The sequence below is a fragment of the Streptomyces sp. NPDC002057 genome, assembly GCF_040296665.1.
In the GTDB taxonomy this organism is placed as follows: Bacteria; Actinomycetota; Actinomycetes; order Streptomycetales; family Streptomycetaceae; genus Streptomyces.
The window spans coordinates 62,320-77,539 of sequence record NZ_JBEOXR010000040.1 but is presented as its reverse complement, the minus strand read 5'-3'; the positions used below and the strand labels follow the sequence as shown (position 1 = coordinate 77,539).

The window sequence follows — 15,220 nt, the reverse complement described above, 5'->3', positions numbered from 1 at the left end:
CCGCCGACGCCGTCACCTCCTCCGGCTCCGGCCTCGACCCCCACATCTCCCCCGAGTACGCCGAACTCCAGGTCCACCGCGTCGCCGAGAAGAACGACCTCACCGTCGCCCAGGTCGACCGACTCGTCGCCGACCACACCGACGACCGCATCCTCGGCTTCATCGGCGAACCCCGCGTCAACGTCCTCCAGCTCAACATCGCACTCAAGGACCTGACGAGGACGGCGGGCTGAAGGGGTACGGGGCGAGGTCAGCGGCCCGTGAACACCCGGGTCTCGACCGTGGGGAGGCCCTTGACCCACCAGTGGTCGTAACGGCCGTAGACCCGGGGGTCCCGGGCGGCCAGGAAGGTGTCGAGCGCCTCGGCCTCACCCGCGAGCTCCTCCCAGACCCGGGCGGACAGCGGGTGGAAGGCCGAGGCCTCGATGCCTCCCTCGACGGGCCGCCAGACCCCGGCGACGTACCCGTCGACGAGCAGCGTCGGCAGCGTGTCGCCGTTCACCCGGATCACGTGCTTGCGGTACTCGGGCGGGATCATCCGCCCCCGGTCCGCGTAGGCGAGCAGGACGCTGTCCCACATCGCCATCAGCCGGGGCGGCGCCGGGGTCTCCCCGTCGGGCAGCGGCGCCCCGGGCACGTCGTACAGCACCGTCCCTCCCTGCCCTTCCGACTGGACCAGGTCGCCTTCGAGGAGCCGTACCGCCTCGCGCACCCTGCCCCGCGGCGCGGTCGTGAACTGGGCCATGTCGGGGACGGACGCCGGCCCGAACCCCTCCAGGTAGCGCCGGAGCAGGACGGCGAGCCCCGCGGCCGCCGCGTCCGGATCGGCGAGGACCGGCAGCGTGCTCGCCGTCACGAACGACTGCGCCGTCCCGAACGACCACGGCGGCCCCGACGGCGCGTGCCACAGCGGCGCGTACTGCCGGATCATCCGCCAGACCACGGCCTCCACCGGCCCGCCCCGCGCCGCCTCCAGGCACTCCCGCATCAGGGCCCCGGTCCGCGCCTCCCCGGCGTACTCCAGCAGGCGCGGCAGCAGCGCGTCGGCGTCGGCGGCGGTGAACCCCGCCGCCTTGTAGCGGGGGTCGTGGAGCCGTGAGCCGCGCAGCGTCGGCTCCATGCCCTCGCGGAAGGCCCGGTAGTCCTCCGCGTGCACCACGTGCAGCGTGAGCCGCATCAGGGTGGATCTGACCAACTCGAATCCGGCCAGGGCCTCGTCGAGCCGCTCCGGATCGAAGTCCGTGACGCGGTTCCACAACGCCACGTAGGGCGAACCCGGTTGCTGCGCCTGAAGTGCCACCACCCGCCGCACCGCGTCCCCGACGTCGATCGTGGCCCGGTCGAGCAGCAACTGCCGGGCGAGAGTGGAGCGGTTGAGCGCGCGCGGGGTCGTCGTCATGGCGCGATTCTCCCCGGGCGGCGGGGGAGGAGGGGACGGGTCCCGCCCGAAGCCGCGCGTTCACCCAGGACTCGCCCGGCCGTCGCACGCATGACGCCCGGCGTTGTGGCCGGAAATGGACCATGAGGCCGCCACCCTGGGCGACACCCCCGCGCGCGACGCCTCCACGCGTCCGCGCCCCAGACGCCCACACGCCCCATCCCTCCGTACGTCCCACGCCACCATGCGTCCCACGCCTCTCCGTACGTCCCGCGCCTCCGTGCCTTCCCAGGCTCCAAAGGGAGTTCAGATGAATCCGCGCCTCATGCGCCGGCCCGCCGCCGTGGTCCTGCCGCTGTCCGTAGCACTCGCGTGCACGGTGGTCATGGGGACGGCCGAGGCCGAGCCCGCGTGGCACGGCTCCGCCGCCCGCGTCGTCTCCACCTCGACGCTGCCGGACATCCCGCTCGCCCCGTTCAGCAACCGCCTGCTGCCCGGCAGCGTCGACGACGACCGGGACGTCGACCTCGGCGGCATCGGCAGCGACCTCTACCCGGCCGAGCGGCGCGGCGAGTACTGGACGGTCACCGACCGGGGCCCCAACGGCCAGATAGCGGTCGGCAAGGACAAGCGGCGCACCTTCCCCGTGCCCGGCTTCGACCCGGCCATCGTGAAGGTCCGCGCCGTCGGCGGCCGCGTCCAGGTCCTGAAGTCCATCCCGCTCACCACGGCCTCCGGCGCCCCCGTCACCGGCCTGCCCAACCAGCCGGGCCGCGACGAGGCCCCGTACACGTACGACGCCTCGACCCCGCTCCCGTACAACCCCAACGGCCTCGACACCGAGGGACTCGTACGGGACCGGGACGGCAGCTTCTGGCTGGTCGACGAGTACGGCCCCTCCCTCGTGCACGTCTCCCCGAAGGGCCGGGTCCTCGCCCGCCACGTCCCCAAGGGGCTCGCCCTGACCGGCGCGGACTACCCGGTGATCGAGTCCCTCCCGTCGATCTACCTCAAGCGCAAGATCAACCGCGGCTTCGAGGGCCTCGCGCTGCTCCCCGGCGGCGACCTGGTCCTGGCCCTGCAGAGCCCGCTGCTCAACCCCGACAAGGTCGCGGGCGAGGACTCCCGCACGACGCGGCTGCTGCGCTTCTCGACCCGCAAGAACCGCGTCACCGCCGAGTACGCGTACCGCTTCGACCCGGTCGGCGTCGTCGAGCCCGGCCAGACGAAGACGGCCGAGCTGAAGATCTCCTCCGTCGTCGCGCTCGGCGACGACCGCCTCCTCGTCCAGGAGCGCACCGACAAGTCCTCCCGCGTGCACGAGGTGCGCCTCCGCCGCGGCTCCGACATCCTCGGCTCCCGCTGGGACACCCCGGTCACCCCGAGCCTCGAACAGCTCGACGACGGGTCGGCCGCGGACGTACCGGTCCTGACCAAGCGCCTGGTGGTCGACTTCAACACGGTCGAGGGCGTCCCGGGGAAGATCGAGGGCATCGCCCTGGAGGGCTCCTCGACCCTGGTCCTGCTCAACGACAACGACTTCGGCATGACGGACGGCCCCGCGGCCTTCGACGCGAACGGCCGCCTGGTCGACAGCGACGTGGAGACCACCCTGGTCCGGGTGAAGCTGCCCCGCGCGCTGCGCTGACGCGATGTGACGGAGGGGTGGGGCGGGGGCGGGGCGGGACGTCCGGCCGACGGGCGCCGCCCGGAGGTGGTCACGCCGACGGCGAACCGGCCCGCTCCCGGTCGCGCCGACGGTGGCGGACCGCTCCCTGCGGTGCGGCGCCTACCGAGGGCCGGCGTCTCCCACGGCCGCGATACCGGCGACCACCGCGTCGAGACCACGCTTGACGCGGTCGACGTCCCAGCCGCGTTCGGTGCGCTGGAAGTCGAAGAGGCCCGGTGTGTACGCCATGAGGAGCAGGTCCGCCAGGTAGGCGGCGTCGGCACCGGGGGCGAGTTCCGTGACCATGCCGAGGATCTGCTCGTGGTGCCGGCGGAAGGGGGCGCTGCGGTAGCGCCCCGCCGGGGCGCTCGCCTCGGCCAGGAGCAGCAACTCCCGGTTGTCGTCGACCAGGTCGGCCATGCCGTGCAGGAAGGCGCGCAGACGGTCGTGGGCCGACGGAGCCCCGTCCCGGCAGTGGCGGGCGAAGCTCTCCTGGAAGCGGGTCTCGTTCTCCTCGATCAGGGCGTACACGAGCCCCGCCCGGTTGTGGAAGCGGCGGTAGACGGTGCCGACCCCGACCCCGGCGTCCTTGGCCACCGCGTCCAGGGACAGCTCGGCGAAGCCGTCCGCCGCGAGCCGGCGCCGGGCGGCGTCGAGGATGCGGAGGCGGTTGCGGGCGGCGTCGGCGCGCTCGGCGGGGACGGTCATGCGGAGCAGCGTAACGGACGTAGCGGAGAGGTCTCCGGTTATCTCTTGAGAACCGGAGACCTCTCCGTTTAAGCTGACGTCAGGCCAACCGGAGAGTTCTCCGGTTCCGGCTGGGGCCGGCGCACCCGGCGCATCCGCACGCCGACGAAGGAGACGCCCGCCATGACCACCGCACCCGCCAGCTCCCCCTCCGCCCCCGTCCTGAACGGCCGCGTGATCGGCCTCGCGTACCACGCGATCTCCGCCGTACGGGACCGACTGCTCGTGGACTCGGGCCTGACCTTCCACCAGTCGGTGGCGCTCGACGCCGTCGCCGACGGACTCGACCGCACCGGCGCCGTCGAGGAGGTGACGGCGAGGCTCAAGATCGGCCCGTCGGAGGTGCACACGCTGCTCGACGAGCTCGTCGCCGCCGGGCTGCTCGACGCCGAGGGAGCCTCGGTCACGGAGAAGGGCGGCGAGATCCGGCAGGGCTTCACGGACGCCGTGGCGGAACTGGCCGAGCGGCTCTACGGCGACCTCCCGGCGAGCGACCGGGAGATCGCCGCCCGCGCCCTCGCCCACGTCACCGCCAGGGCGAACGCGGAACTCGCCGCCGCGCCCGCGTAGTCGTCGATCGGGGCGCACGGGTACGCGCGACGCATGCACTCGGGCGGTGGCGGCGGCTGTTCGGACGGAGGCCCCGCACGTGTGCGACGGCGGCGGCCCGCACCTTCGGAACGGTCAGCCGCGTGGCGTCGAACTCCCGGGGAGCCGGTCGTGCCGGTCCTGCCGCCCGGGGTCGTGCGACGCGGCCAGGGCGTCCTCCAGCAGGGCCCGGAGCCGGGCGGGCGACTGGATTCCCGAGGTCGGGGGTCCACCGTCGACGACGAGGGACGGGACGCCGGCGATGCCCAGCGCGGCGGCGCGCCGCTCGTCCGCCCGTACGTCCTCGGCGAAGGCGTCACCGGCCAACGCCGCACGGACCTCGTCCGAGGGCAGCCCGGCCGCCACGCCCACCCGCTCCAGGACCTGCGGATCGGCGATGTTGCGACCCTCGGTGTGGTACGCCCGCAGCAGACCCTCCAGCACCGCGTCGGACAGACCGCGCTCGGCCGCGAGGTGGAGCAGGCGGTGCGCGTCGAACGTGCTGACCGGCCGGGCGAGGTGGAGATTGAGCTCCAGCCCCTCCCGCCGGCCTTCCTCCTGGATCCGGGAGACCCGCTCGGGCGCCCGGTCGCCCCACCAGGCCGTCATCGCCTCGGCGGCCGTCGGACCGGGCGTCCGCCCCTCGTCCGGGGCGAGTTCGTAACTCCGCCAGACCACCTCGACCCGGCTGCTGTCGGCCAGCTGCCGCACGGCGGCCTCGACGCGCCGCTTCCCGATGTAGCACCAGGGGCAGAGCACATCCCCGTACATCTCGACCTTCATCGACTGCCTTCTTCCTTCGGCTTCCTTCCGGCTCCTTCCGGGCGGCGCCGCGCCGACCGTGGAGCCGTACGGCGACGCGTGGGGTGGACTACCGCGTCCGAGGACCGATCTCCCGCACGACCGTGTAGGTGGGGACTCCGCTCATACGGGCCTCGGCCTTGCCGGTGAGCCCCTCCAGGGCCGCTCCGATGGCGGCCATCCGGCCCTCGGTGTCGGAGGTCTCGACGAAGTTGCGGTAGTCGGCCTCGCTCGCCCAGGCCACGATGTTGTAGACCCGGGTGCCGTCCGTGCTGACGTGGAACCGGGCCGAACGGTAGCCGGGGTAGAAACTGACCCACCGCTCCTGGATGTCGGCGAAGGCACTCACGACCTCGTCCTGGGTCGCGGGACCGTCCACGGTGTAGTCGATGATCGAGTAGAAGCCGTGATCGCTGCCGGCGTCGGTGCTCATGTCGGTTCTCCTGTTGCGAGTTGTCGCGGGGGACGGGCGTCGTCCCCTGAGCAGGAGTTTGAAATATCAAGCGAACTTGAGGTCAAGAGCGACCACGACCCGAACCGCTCCCACCTCCGGCAGCGGAACCCGACCCGCCTCCCGCACTCCCTCCCACCAGCAAAAAGACCCTCCCGAAGGAGGGTCTTACGCGGAGCGCCCCCGGCAGGACTCGAACCTGCGGCCAAGTGCTTAGAAGGCACCTGCTCTATCCACTGAGCTACGGGGGCCGGGTGGTGGCCGTGTGGCCAGGAGCCCCTTGTGGGTGGGGTGTGGCCTGCCGGGACAAGGATAGGGCTCCGATCGCCTTGGCCCGGTTGCTTCACCTGCGTGGCACGATGTGGAGGTTCGGTGAAGCGGAACGATAATCGCAGGCAGGTGCGATTCGCGCAGCGCTTTTCGCGTCGCTCGGGGCGGGTGTTGTGCACTCGTTATGCCTGAGCTTCCGGTCACCACTCCTCTCTTCGGCGCGCAGAGCCGCAATAGGCTTCAAAAACACTCATAAATTGGGCATTCTTCGCATGTGGTGACCTTGGACGAACGGCCTCAGCTGATCGACGCACTCTCCGCCCTGCGCGACCGTGTCGCCGCCGTGCGTCTCCCCCTCCCCCTCCCCGACACACCACGCGCCCGGCAGACCCGGGCCGAGCTGCTCGCCCAGCTCGACGACTATCTGGTGCCCCGGCTCAAAGATCCCGACGCCCCGCTCCTCGCCGTCGTCGGCGGGTCCACCGGGGCCGGCAAGTCCACGCTCGTCAACTCCCTTGTCGGGCGCCGGGTCAGCGAGTCCGGGGTCCTCCGACCCACGACCCGCACCCCCGTGCTCGTGTGCCACCCCGAGGACCACCACTGGTTCGCCGGGATGCGGGTCCTCCCGCAGCTCACCCGCGTCTGGCTGCCCCAGGCCGACGAGGACCACCCCGCCGACGACGCACCCCCCGAGGAGAACGCCCTGCGCGTCGAGACCGCGTCCTCCATGCCCCGGGGCCTCGCCCTCCTCGACGCGCCCGACATCGACTCCCTCGTCGTCGAGAACCGGCTCCTCGCCGCCGAGTTGATCTGCGCCGCCGACATCTGGGTGATGGTCACCACCGCCTCGCGGTACGCCGACGCCGTGCCCTGGCACCTCCTCCGTACCGCCAAGGAGTACGACGCCACCCTCGTCACCGTCCTCGACCGCGTCCCCCACCAGGTCATCGGCGAGGTCTCCCGGCAGTACGAGGCCCTGCTCGACAAGGCCGGCCTCGGCGACGTGCCCCGCTTCACCATCCCCGAGCTGCCCGAATCCGCCGACGGCGGCAGCGGGCTGCTCCCCGACTCCGCCGTCGCCGCCCTGCGCGGCTGGCTCGCCCACCGGGCCGAGGACCCGGCCGCCCGTCAGCAGGCCGCCGACCGGACCGCCTCCGGCGTCATCGACTCCCTCGACGCCCGGCTCCCCGAGCTGGCCGCCGCGGTCGCCGCGCAGTACGCCGCCGCCGTCCGGCTCGGCGGCGCCGTCGAAGGTGCGTACGGCGAACAGGGCAAGCGGGTGCGCAAGGAGCTCGGCCGCGGCGCCGTCCTCGCCGGCGACGCCCGCACCCGCTGGCGCTCCTACCCCCGCGACAGCACCGCCGACGAGCTCCTCGACGCCCTCGTCGAGTCCCTCGCCGCCCTCCTCCACTGCGCCGTCTCCGCCGCCGAGGAGCAGGTCCGGGAGACGTGGCGCCGCGAACCCGCCTCCGACGCCCTCGGCCCCCTGCGGACCGGCGGCGACCGCGACACGGCGGAGCGGATCGGCGTGGAGGTGCGGCGCTGGCGCCGCGTCCTCGAAGAGCTGGCCGAGGAGGAGGTGCGGAGCGAGGAGCGCCCCTCCACCTCCCGTACCGCCGCCCCCGAGGCCGACACCGTCGCCGCCCTCCTCGCCGCCTCCCTCCTCGGCGGCCGGCGCACCCGGGCGGCGGGCGAACGCCTCGCCGAACTCCTCGGCGCCCAGGCCGCCCTGCGCCTGCGCGACAAGGGCGGCGACCTGGTCCTCTCGTACGTCGACCGTGTCCTGCACGCCGAACGCGACCGGCGCCTCGCGCCCCTCGTGGCGCTCGACGTGACCCCCGAGCCGCAGGCGGAGCTGATCGCCGCGCTCTCCGTACTGCAGAAGGAGAAGTGACGTGGTGGACGCGGACGACGAGCGCCGACCGAACGACGGCGAGAGGGACGGGAGGGGCGAGCGGGGCGCGAAGGGCGAGCCGGGGGACCGCGGGCCGGACCGGGAAGGCGGTCGCGGCAGCTGGGACGACGGGCTGATCGCCCGGCGCGCCAGCGAGCGCGCCGCCGCCGTCGGCACGCTGCCCGGGGAGGACGGACCTCCGGACGAGGAGGACACGCTGCCACCCCTCGGAGGGAACTACGGCGGTCCCCTCCGCGCCCGCCTCGACGCCCTCCACGAACTCGTCGGACTCTCCCGTACGCGGGTCGAGAGCGAGGCCCTCGCCGAGGCCGGCCGGGTGCTCGACGAGGCCGCCGCCCGGCAGCGGCTCTCCTCCCGGCACACCGTCATCGCCATCGCCGGTGCCACCGGCAGCGGCAAGTCCACGCTCTTCAACGCCCTGGCCGGCGTTCCCGTCTCCGAGACCGGACTGCGCCGCCCCACCACCTCCGCGCCCATCGCGCTCAGCTGGTCCGAAGGCGCCGCCGGGCTCCTCGACCGGCTCGCCGTCCCCGGCCGGCTGCGCCGCCGCCCCCTCGCGGGCGGCGCCGCCGACGCCGGGCTCCAGGGGCTCGTCCTCATCGACCTGCCCGACCACGACTCGGCCGTCACCGCCCACCGCGACCAGGTCGACCGGGTCCTCGGTCTCGTCGACGGCGTCATCTGGGTGGTCGACCCCGAGAAGTACGCGGACGCCGCCCTCCACGAGCGCTACCTCCGGCCGCTCGCCGGACACGCCGAGGTGACCTTCGTCGTCCTCAACCAGATCGACCGGCTCGGCACGGAGGCCGCCGACCTCGTCCTCGACGACCTGCGCCGCCTCCTCGACGAGGACGGCGTCGCGCTCGGCGAGCACGGCGAACCCGGCGCCGGTGTCCTCGCCGTCTCCGCGCTGACCGGCGACGGCGTACCCGAACTGCGCGACATGATCGCCGGTTTCGTCCAGGAACGCACCGCCCCCGAGCGCCGGCTCGCCGCCGACGTCGACGCCGCCGCCGCCCGGCTGCGCCCGGCCTACCTCGCCGACGGACGGCCCGGTCTCGACGAGCGCGCCCGCGAGGCCTTCACGGACCGGCTCGCGGCCGCCGTCGGCGCCCAGGCCGCGGGCGAGGCGGCCGAACGGGTCTGGCGCCGGGGCGCCATCCGCGCCTGCGGAACCCCCTGGCTGCGCCTCTACCGCTGGTACGAGCGGATCCGCGCCCACGGCTCCACGGACCCGCACCTCTCCTCCCCGGTCGAGGAGGAGCTGACGGCGCGCCAACGCGTCGAGCAGGCGGTCAGGATCGTCGCCGACGAGGCCTCGCGCGGGCTTCCGACGCCCTGGGCGCAGGCCGTGCGCGAGGCGGCGGCACGCGGCGCGGACGGGCTGCCGGAGGCCCTGGACGAGCTGACGGTCACGATCGGCGACCCGGCGGCCCGGCCGCCCCGGCCCGCGTGGTGGCCCGCCGCCGTCCTCGCCCAGGTGGTGATGACGCTGCTGCAGATCTTCGGCGCGCTGTGGCTCGTCGGGCAGATCGTCGGCGTGGTGGAACCGGGGCTCCTCGCGCCGGTCCTGGTGATGCTCGGCGGCATCGTCGGCGGACCGCTCGTCGAATGGGCCTGCGAGGGCGCGGTGAAGGGCCCCGCCAAGCGGTACGGGCAGGAGGCCGAGCGACGGCTCCGGGAGGCGACCGCCGCCTGCGGCCGGGCCCGGGTGCTCGACCCGGTGGCGGCGGAGCTGATGCGCTACCGGGAGGTGCGCGAGCAGTACGCGACGGTGGTGGGTACGCGCCCGTCGACGCGGATCGTCGGCGGGAGCCGCGCCGGCGCCGGCCGGCTGGGTGCGACGCGGACGGGGGTACGGGGGAGGTAGCTGGCCCTCCCGCGGCCCCTGCCCCCTTGTTCTCCGCGGTGACTCCTCCGCCCTGCCGACCCCTCCGGTTCACCCTCCCGAGTGGGGGAGTTGTCCACTTCTCCGGATCTGTCCACAGCCCGCGGCGGGGTCTTCCCCGTGGCCCCACTCTGGTGCGTACCGGACGCGTTCGGGACGCGTACCGGACGCATATCGGGCAGAAGACCGCAGAGTGAACGCAGGGTGGGGGACGGGACAATGAACGACACGACCGTGACGCTCGTCGGCAACGTGGCGACGGCGGTGGAGTACCGGGACACGGCGACAGGAGGAGTGGCCAGGTTCCGCTTCGCGGTCACCGCGCGCCGCTGGGACCGCGAGAAGGCGCTCTGGTCCGACGGTCCGACCAGCTTCTACACGGTGTCGGCCTGGCGTTCGCTGGGGGCCAATCTGGCGGCCTCGGTGTCCGTCGGGGAACCGCTCGTGGTGCACGGGCGCTTGAGGGTGCGTGAGGACGAGCGCGACGGACAGCGCAAGACCTTCGTGGACGTGGCGGCCCTGGCCGTGGGGCACGATCTGAGCCGGGGAACGGCGGCGTTCCGGCGTGCCGCGAGGTCGGCGCCCGGCCCCGACCAGGAGCGCGATCCCACGGGGGAGGGGGTGGCGGCGCTCGGTCCCGCGCCGGATCGGGACCCGTGGGCGGGGGCGGCGGCGGACGCCGTGGCCGAGGCCGCAACTCGCTTCGTGACCGTGTCCTGACCTTGCGTCGTGGCGATTTGTCGACCAACTCGCCTTGCCCGATAACGATTCCGATTCGGAATGGTTATCTGACCGTATGGTCGGGCACCAGGGGGTTCCGCATCCCTAGGATTCCCGGGTACTCATGTGGCACTTGAGCCCATCGAGTCTGTGAGTTCTGTCGGCGTGCTCTCCCCCCACGCGGAACAACGCTGTTCGCGCGGAGTGGCTCGCCCGGAGGGGAATCCAATGCTTTCTGTTCGTGGGCGGGGCGCTGTGCGCCGCCTCGCCGCCGCCACCCTGATCTCGGGGCTCGTTGCCGCCGGCGCCCTCGCGACGGCCGGTCCGGCGCTGGCCGACGACGCCCCGGGTGCCGGTGGCGTCAAGGCCAAGCTCGGCAACCTGTCCAAGGAGGAGTCCGGCAGCGTCGAGATCTCCGAGAAGGACGGCTCCAAGTGGTCCGTCCGGGGCGGTCTCTTCAACATGCAGGTCGAGGGTGGCGGTTCCCTCTCGACGTACTGCATCGACCTTCGCACCCCGGCGAAGCACGACTTCGACTACAAGGAGGTCGGCTGGGACCAGTCGTCCCTCCACAACAACGACAACGCGGGCAAGATCCTCTGGATCCTGGAGAACGGCTACCCGAAGCTCTCCACCGAGGTCCTCGGCGGGAACGTCGGCGTCGACCTGTCCAAGAGCGAGGCCGCCGCGGGCACCCAGGCCGCGATCTGGACCCTCTCCGACAACGTCACGGCGAAGCCGAAGGACGCGGACGCGCAGAAGCTGACCGACTACCTGCTGGAGAAGGCGACGAAGCTCGAGGAGCCCAAGGCCTCCCTGAGCCTCTCCCCGTCCTCCGTCGCGGGCAAGGCCGGCGAGAAGCTCGGCCCGATCACGGTCAACACCAACGCCAAGGACGTCAAGGTCTCCGTCGTCCCGGGCGCCCCCGAGGGCGTCAAGGTCGTCGACAAGGCCGGCAACGCGGTCACCACCGCGGCCAACGGCGCCGAGCTCTTCCTCGACGTTCCCGCCGGCACCGCCGACGGCACCGCCGAGGTGGCCGCCGAGGCGACCACCAAGGTTCAGCTCGGCCGCGCGTTCGTCTCCATCGACGGCCCGTCGCAGACCCTGATCCTGGCCGGTTCCAGCGACTCCACCGTCACCGCCAAGGCCTCGGCCACGTGGGCGAAGAAGGGTGCGGTCCCGGCCGTCACCGTCGCCAAGGAGTGCGCCAAGGGCGGCCTCGAGGTCGTCGCCTCCAACGAGGGCGACGAGCCGTGGACCTTCGACCTGAAGGGCACGTCGCACACCGTCGCCCCGGGTGAGAAGAAGACCATCCTGGTCCCGATCGCCGAGGACGAGGCGTACAAGTTCACCATCACCGGCCCGAACGGCTTCGAGGAGACCTTCGAGGGCGTCCTGGACTGCGAGACGGCCCCTCCCGGCCCGAAGCCTTCCGAGACCCCCACCACGGAGCCCTCGACCCCGGCCTCGCCGTCCCCGTCCGCCACGGAGGGCACGACCGGCGGTGACACCACCGGTGGCACCACCGGTACGACCGGCACCACCGGTGGCGGCGACCTCGCCGAGACCGGCAGCTCCAACGCCACCCCGATGATCGCCGGCATCGCCGCCGCGCTCGTCGTGGTCGGTGGCGGCGCCGTGTTCTTCCTCCGCAAGAAGAAGACCGCCGGACACTGAGCCCAGGCCCCCGGTGCCGGCCCCGCCGGCACCGGGACGCCCTGACTCCGCGGGGTGATCCGCGTCACATCGGAACCACCCCGTGACCCCCGCACGACCCCGGACCGCATCCGCGCCCGGGGTCGTCGCACGTCCGGACCCCGTTTCCGCCCCCTACCGCCCGGTAAGCCCCCGCCACGGCGCCGGCCCGACCCCCTCCGGGAGCCCGCTTCCGCCCGGCTCCCGGCTTACCGGTTTCCGCCCGGGGGTGGCGGTCAGGCAAGATGGGGTGTATCTGCCCACTCACTCCTCGCCGGACGGTTTCTCTTGGCTGAGTTCATCTACACCATGCGCAAGGCGCGTAAAGCGCACGGCGACAAGGTGATTCTCGACGACGTCTTCCTGAACTTCCTGCCCGGCGCCAAGATCGGCGTGGTGGGCCCGAACGGTGCCGGTAAGTCCACCGTTCTGAAGATCATGGCGGGGATCGAGCAGCCGTCCAACGGTGACGCGTTCCTCTCGCCCGGCTACAGCGTCGGCATCCTCATGCAGGAGCCGAAGCTCGACGAGTCGAAGACCGTCCTGGAGAACGTGCAGGACGGCGCCGCCGAGCAGATGGGTAAGCTCAAGCGCTTCAACGAGGTGGCCGAGCTCATGGCCACCGACTACAGCGACGAGCTGATGGACGAGATGGGCAAGCTCCAGGAGGACCTGGACCACTCCAACGCCTGGGACCTCGACGCCCAGCTGGAGCAGGCCATGGACGCCCTGGGCTGCCCGCCCGGCGACTGGCCGGTCACCAACCTCTCCGGTGGCGAGAAGCGCCGTGTCGCGCTCTGCAAGCTGCTCATCGAGGCCCCGGACCTGCTCCTCCTCGACGAGCCCACCAACCACCTCGACGCCGAGTCGGTGAACTGGCTGGAGCAGCACCTCTCGAAGTACGCGGGCGCCGTGGTGGCCGTCACCCACGACCGCTACTTCCTGAACAACGTCGCCGAGTGGATCCTGGAGCTCGACCGCGGTCGCGCGATCCCCTACGAGGGCAACTACTCGACCTACCTCGACAAGAAGGCCACCCGCCTCAAGGTCGAGGGCAAGAAGGACGAGAAGCGCGCCAAGCGCCTCAAGGAGGAGCTGGAGTGGGTGCGGTCGAACGCCAAGGGGCGTCAGACCAAGTCCAAGGCCCGTCTCGCCCGCTACGAGGAGATGGCGGCCGAGGCCGACAAGATGCGGAAGCTGGACTTCGAGGAGATCCAGATCCCGCCGGGCCCGCGCCTGGGCTCCATCGTCGTCGAGGTCGAGAACCTCTCCAAGGCCTTCGGCGACAAGGTCCTCATCGACGACCTGAGCTTCACCCTGCCCCGTAACGGCATCGTCGGTGTGATCGGCCCGAACGGCGCCGGCAAGACCACGCTCTTCAAGATGATCCAGGGTCTGGAGACCCCGGACTCCGGCTCCATCAAGGTCGGCGAGACCGTCAAGATCTCGTACGTCGACCAGAGCCGCGCCAACATCGACCCCAAGAAGACGCTGTGGGCCGTCGTCTCCGACGAGCTGGACTACATCAACGTCGGCCAGGTCGAGATGCCGTCCCGCGCGTACGTCAGCGCCTTCGGCTTCAAGGGCCCGGACCAGCAGAAGCCCGCGGGCGTGCTGTCCGGCGGTGAGCGCAACCGCCTCAACCTGGCGCTCACGCTCAAGGAGGGCGGCAACCTGCTGCTCCTCGACGAGCCCACCAACGACCTCGACGTCGAGACCCTGTCGTCGCTGGAGAACGCCCTCCTGGAGTTCCCCGGCGCCGCGGTCGTGATCTCCCACGACCGGTGGTTCCTGGACCGGGTCGCCACCCACATCCTCGCCTACGAGGGCGAGTCCAAGTGGTACTGGTTCGAGGGCAACTTCGAGTCGTACGAGAAGAACAAGGTCGAGCGCCTCGGCGCGGACGCCACCCGCCCGCACCGCGCCACGTACAAGAAGCTGACCCGAGGCTGAGGTCAGTGACCAGGCACATCTACAGCTGTCCCCTGCGCTGGTCGGACATGGACGCCTTCGGGCACGTCAACAACGTCGTCTTCCTGCGGTACCTGGAAGAGGCGCGGATCGACTTCATGTTCCGGCTGGCGCCGGGGGACGGTTCCCCCTCGTTCTCGGGCGGGTCCGTCGTGGCCCGGCACGAGATCGACTACAAGCGGCCGCTGGTCCACCGGCACGAGCCGGTGACCATCGAGTCGTGGGTCACGAAGATAGGCGCGGCGTCGCTGACGATCGCGTACGAGGTCAAGGACGCGGACGTCGTGTACGTCCGGGCGTCCACGGTCGTCGTGCCCTTCGACCTGGAGGCGCAGCGACCGCGCCGGATCTCCTCCGAGGAGCGCGCGTTCCTCCAGGAGTACGTCGACGACGGGATGACGTCCGCCGCATGACCGTGCTCGCGCCGCTGCACTTCGACGACGCCAGGGAGGCGGCGGCCCTCGCCGCCTTCCTGACCCGGCTCGTCCACTACGACCGGGCCGCCGCCGTCCGCCTCCAGGCGGGCGGCGGGGCGCTGGCCGTCTTCGGACGGCCGCCGTCGTTCGAGGTGCTCGCGATCCGTACGGCGCGACTCGTCGACGCGGTGGACCTCGACGTCACCGTCTCCGCCGGTGAGCTCCTCGACGGCATCGAGGAGTCGGCGGGCAAGGCGGTCGTCCCGGACTCGGTCACCGGGCCGCCCTGGGCGGGTGTCCTCCCGCCCCGGGCCGGCTGGCAGCCGGTCGGCGGGCTGCCGCGCGCCGCCGAGATGCGGGGCGCGGTCGCCGCGGCCGTCGCCGAGTTCCGGGCGCGGGACGAGGAACTGCCCGAGGAGCGGCGGACCAGGGCCGAGCGCGACCGGATCGGCCGCGAGATCTGGTCCCGGACCCTCGGTCCCACCGGCCTTCCGCTGCGGGCCGTGCACGCCGCGCAGTCGCTGGGCTTCCTGCCGCCCGCGGGGACGCCGGCCGCGGAGGTGCCGGTCGGCGGCGCGGACGTCCCCGTGGCGCTCTTCGCCTCCGGCCCGTGGCTGCGGCTGCGTACCCCGTACGGCTCGATCGCCCTCCGTACCGCCCCCATGGCCCTGAGCGTCACCCCGCACTGACGCACGCCGAGGCGCGCCG

Annotated in this window: 14 protein-coding genes and 1 tRNA gene; 10 read left to right on the top strand and 5 right to left on the bottom strand. The window is 72.5% G+C overall.

Features of this window, described 5'->3' with window-relative positions; translation table 11 throughout:
* Positions 1-233 (top strand): potassium-transporting ATPase subunit C (locus tag ABT129_RS26755; protein ID WP_351906605.1); only part of this gene is annotated, 233 nt, incomplete at its 5' end.
* Between the two features lie 17 nt (positions 234-250).
* On the opposite strand, the gene ABT129_RS26750 is transcribed toward ABT129_RS26755, so the two are convergent.
* On the bottom strand, positions 251-1,399 hold the full coding sequence (locus tag ABT129_RS26750; protein ID WP_351906602.1) for a winged helix DNA-binding domain-containing protein: 1,149 nt from the start codon (positions 1,397-1,399) through the stop codon (positions 251-253).
* Positions 1,400-1,688: 289 nt separating this feature from the next.
* Here ABT129_RS26750 and ABT129_RS26745 point away from each other — a divergent pair, with 289 nt between their 5' ends.
* Positions 1,689-3,026: an esterase-like activity of phytase family protein gene (locus ABT129_RS26745; protein WP_351906599.1), complete on the top strand. Its 1,338-nt coding sequence runs from the start codon at positions 1,689-1,691 to the stop codon at positions 3,024-3,026.
* A gap of 141 nt (positions 3,027-3,167) precedes the next feature.
* On the opposite strand, the gene ABT129_RS26740 is transcribed toward ABT129_RS26745, so the two are convergent.
* Positions 3,168-3,755: a TetR/AcrR family transcriptional regulator gene (locus ABT129_RS26740; RefSeq protein ID WP_351906596.1), complete on the bottom strand. Its 588-nt coding sequence runs from the start codon at positions 3,753-3,755 to the stop codon at positions 3,168-3,170.
* A gap of 162 nt (positions 3,756-3,917) precedes the next feature.
* Here ABT129_RS26740 and ABT129_RS26735 point away from each other — a divergent pair, with 162 nt between their 5' ends.
* Positions 3,918-4,364 (top strand): winged helix DNA-binding protein, encoded by a 447-nt coding sequence (locus ABT129_RS26735; RefSeq protein WP_351906593.1) that lies wholly within the window; start codon positions 3,918-3,920, stop codon positions 4,362-4,364.
* 114 nt (positions 4,365-4,478) lie between these two features.
* On the opposite strand, the gene ABT129_RS26730 is transcribed toward ABT129_RS26735, so the two are convergent.
* The 3 genes from ABT129_RS26730 to ABT129_RS26720 form a co-directional block, all read right to left on the bottom strand.
* Positions 4,479-5,165, bottom strand: coding sequence for a DsbA family oxidoreductase (locus tag ABT129_RS26730; protein WP_351906590.1), 687 nt, complete (start codon positions 5,163-5,165; stop codon positions 4,479-4,481).
* A gap of 88 nt (positions 5,166-5,253) precedes the next feature.
* Positions 5,254-5,616, bottom strand: a complete 363-nt coding sequence (locus ABT129_RS26725) for an antibiotic biosynthesis monooxygenase (protein WP_351906587.1) — start codon at positions 5,614-5,616, stop codon at positions 5,254-5,256.
* Positions 5,617-5,812: 196 nt separating this feature from the next.
* Positions 5,813-5,885: transfer RNA gene (locus ABT129_RS26720), tRNA-Arg, on the bottom strand.
* 302 nt (positions 5,886-6,187) lie between these two features.
* On the opposite strand from ABT129_RS26720, the gene ABT129_RS26715 reads away from it, so the two are divergent.
* The 7 genes from ABT129_RS26715 to ABT129_RS26685 all read left to right on the top strand — a co-directional run bounded on the left by ABT129_RS26715 (position 6,188) and on the right by ABT129_RS26685 (position 15,201).
* Positions 6,188-7,798 carry a dynamin family protein gene (locus ABT129_RS26715; RefSeq protein WP_351906584.1) on the top strand — a complete coding sequence of 537 codons (1,611 nt, stop codon included), beginning with the start codon at positions 6,188-6,190 and terminating at the stop codon, positions 7,796-7,798.
* 1 nt (position 7,799) lies between these two features.
* The gene (locus ABT129_RS26710) at positions 7,800-9,689 is read left to right on the top strand and encodes a GTPase (protein WP_502981922.1); all 1,890 of its coding nucleotides are present in this window, start codon (positions 7,800-7,802) and stop codon (positions 9,687-9,689) included.
* Positions 9,690-9,926: 237 nt separating this feature from the next.
* A complete protein-coding gene (locus ABT129_RS26705) occupies positions 9,927-10,427 on the top strand; it encodes a single-stranded DNA-binding protein (protein ID WP_351906581.1) in 501 nt (166 codons plus the stop codon).
* A 228-nt stretch (positions 10,428-10,655) separates the two neighbouring features.
* Positions 10,656-12,107 (top strand): Cys-Gln thioester bond-forming surface protein, encoded by a 1,452-nt coding sequence (locus ABT129_RS26700; protein WP_351906578.1) that lies wholly within the window; start codon positions 10,656-10,658, stop codon positions 12,105-12,107.
* A gap of 306 nt (positions 12,108-12,413) precedes the next feature.
* Positions 12,414-14,078: an energy-dependent translational throttle protein EttA gene (gene ettA, locus ABT129_RS26695; protein ID WP_351906575.1), complete on the top strand. Its 1,665-nt coding sequence runs from the start codon at positions 12,414-12,416 to the stop codon at positions 14,076-14,078.
* Between the two features lie 5 nt (positions 14,079-14,083).
* A complete protein-coding gene (locus ABT129_RS26690) occupies positions 14,084-14,509 on the top strand; it encodes an acyl-CoA thioesterase (protein WP_351906572.1) in 426 nt (141 codons plus the stop codon).
* Positions 14,506-15,201 carry a DUF8010 domain-containing protein gene (locus ABT129_RS26685; protein ID WP_351906569.1) on the top strand — a complete coding sequence of 232 codons (696 nt, stop codon included), beginning with the start codon at positions 14,506-14,508 and terminating at the stop codon, positions 15,199-15,201. Before ABT129_RS26690 ends, ABT129_RS26685 begins: the two co-directional genes overlap by 4 nt.
* The last annotated feature ends 19 nt before the right edge of the window (positions 15,202-15,220 follow it).

Excerpts from the sequence above, each read along its gene's own strand:
- ABT129_RS26725 (WP_351906587.1), bottom strand. The coding sequence starts at position 5,616 with ATGAGCACCGACGCCGGCAGCGATCACGGCTTCTACTCGATCATCGAC.
- ABT129_RS26740 (WP_351906596.1), bottom strand. The coding sequence starts at position 3,755 with ATGACCGTCCCCGCCGAGCGCGCCGACGCCGCCCGCAACCGCCTCCGC.
- ABT129_RS26700 (WP_351906578.1), top strand. The coding sequence starts at position 10,656 with ATGCTTTCTGTTCGTGGGCGGGGCGCTGTGCGCCGCCTCGCCGCCGCC.
- ABT129_RS26730 (WP_351906590.1), bottom strand. The coding sequence starts at position 5,165 with ATGAAGGTCGAGATGTACGGGGATGTGCTCTGCCCCTGGTGCTACATC.
- ABT129_RS26705 (WP_351906581.1), top strand. The coding sequence starts at position 9,927 with ATGAACGACACGACCGTGACGCTCGTCGGCAACGTGGCGACGGCGGTG.
- ABT129_RS26745 (WP_351906599.1), top strand. The coding sequence starts at position 1,689 with ATGAATCCGCGCCTCATGCGCCGGCCCGCCGCCGTGGTCCTGCCGCTG.
- ABT129_RS26685 (WP_351906569.1), top strand. The coding sequence starts at position 14,506 with ATGACCGTGCTCGCGCCGCTGCACTTCGACGACGCCAGGGAGGCGGCG.
- ABT129_RS26735 (WP_351906593.1), top strand. The coding sequence starts at position 3,918 with ATGACCACCGCACCCGCCAGCTCCCCCTCCGCCCCCGTCCTGAACGGC.
- ABT129_RS26750 (WP_351906602.1), bottom strand. The coding sequence starts at position 1,399 with ATGACGACGACCCCGCGCGCGCTCAACCGCTCCACTCTCGCCCGGCAG.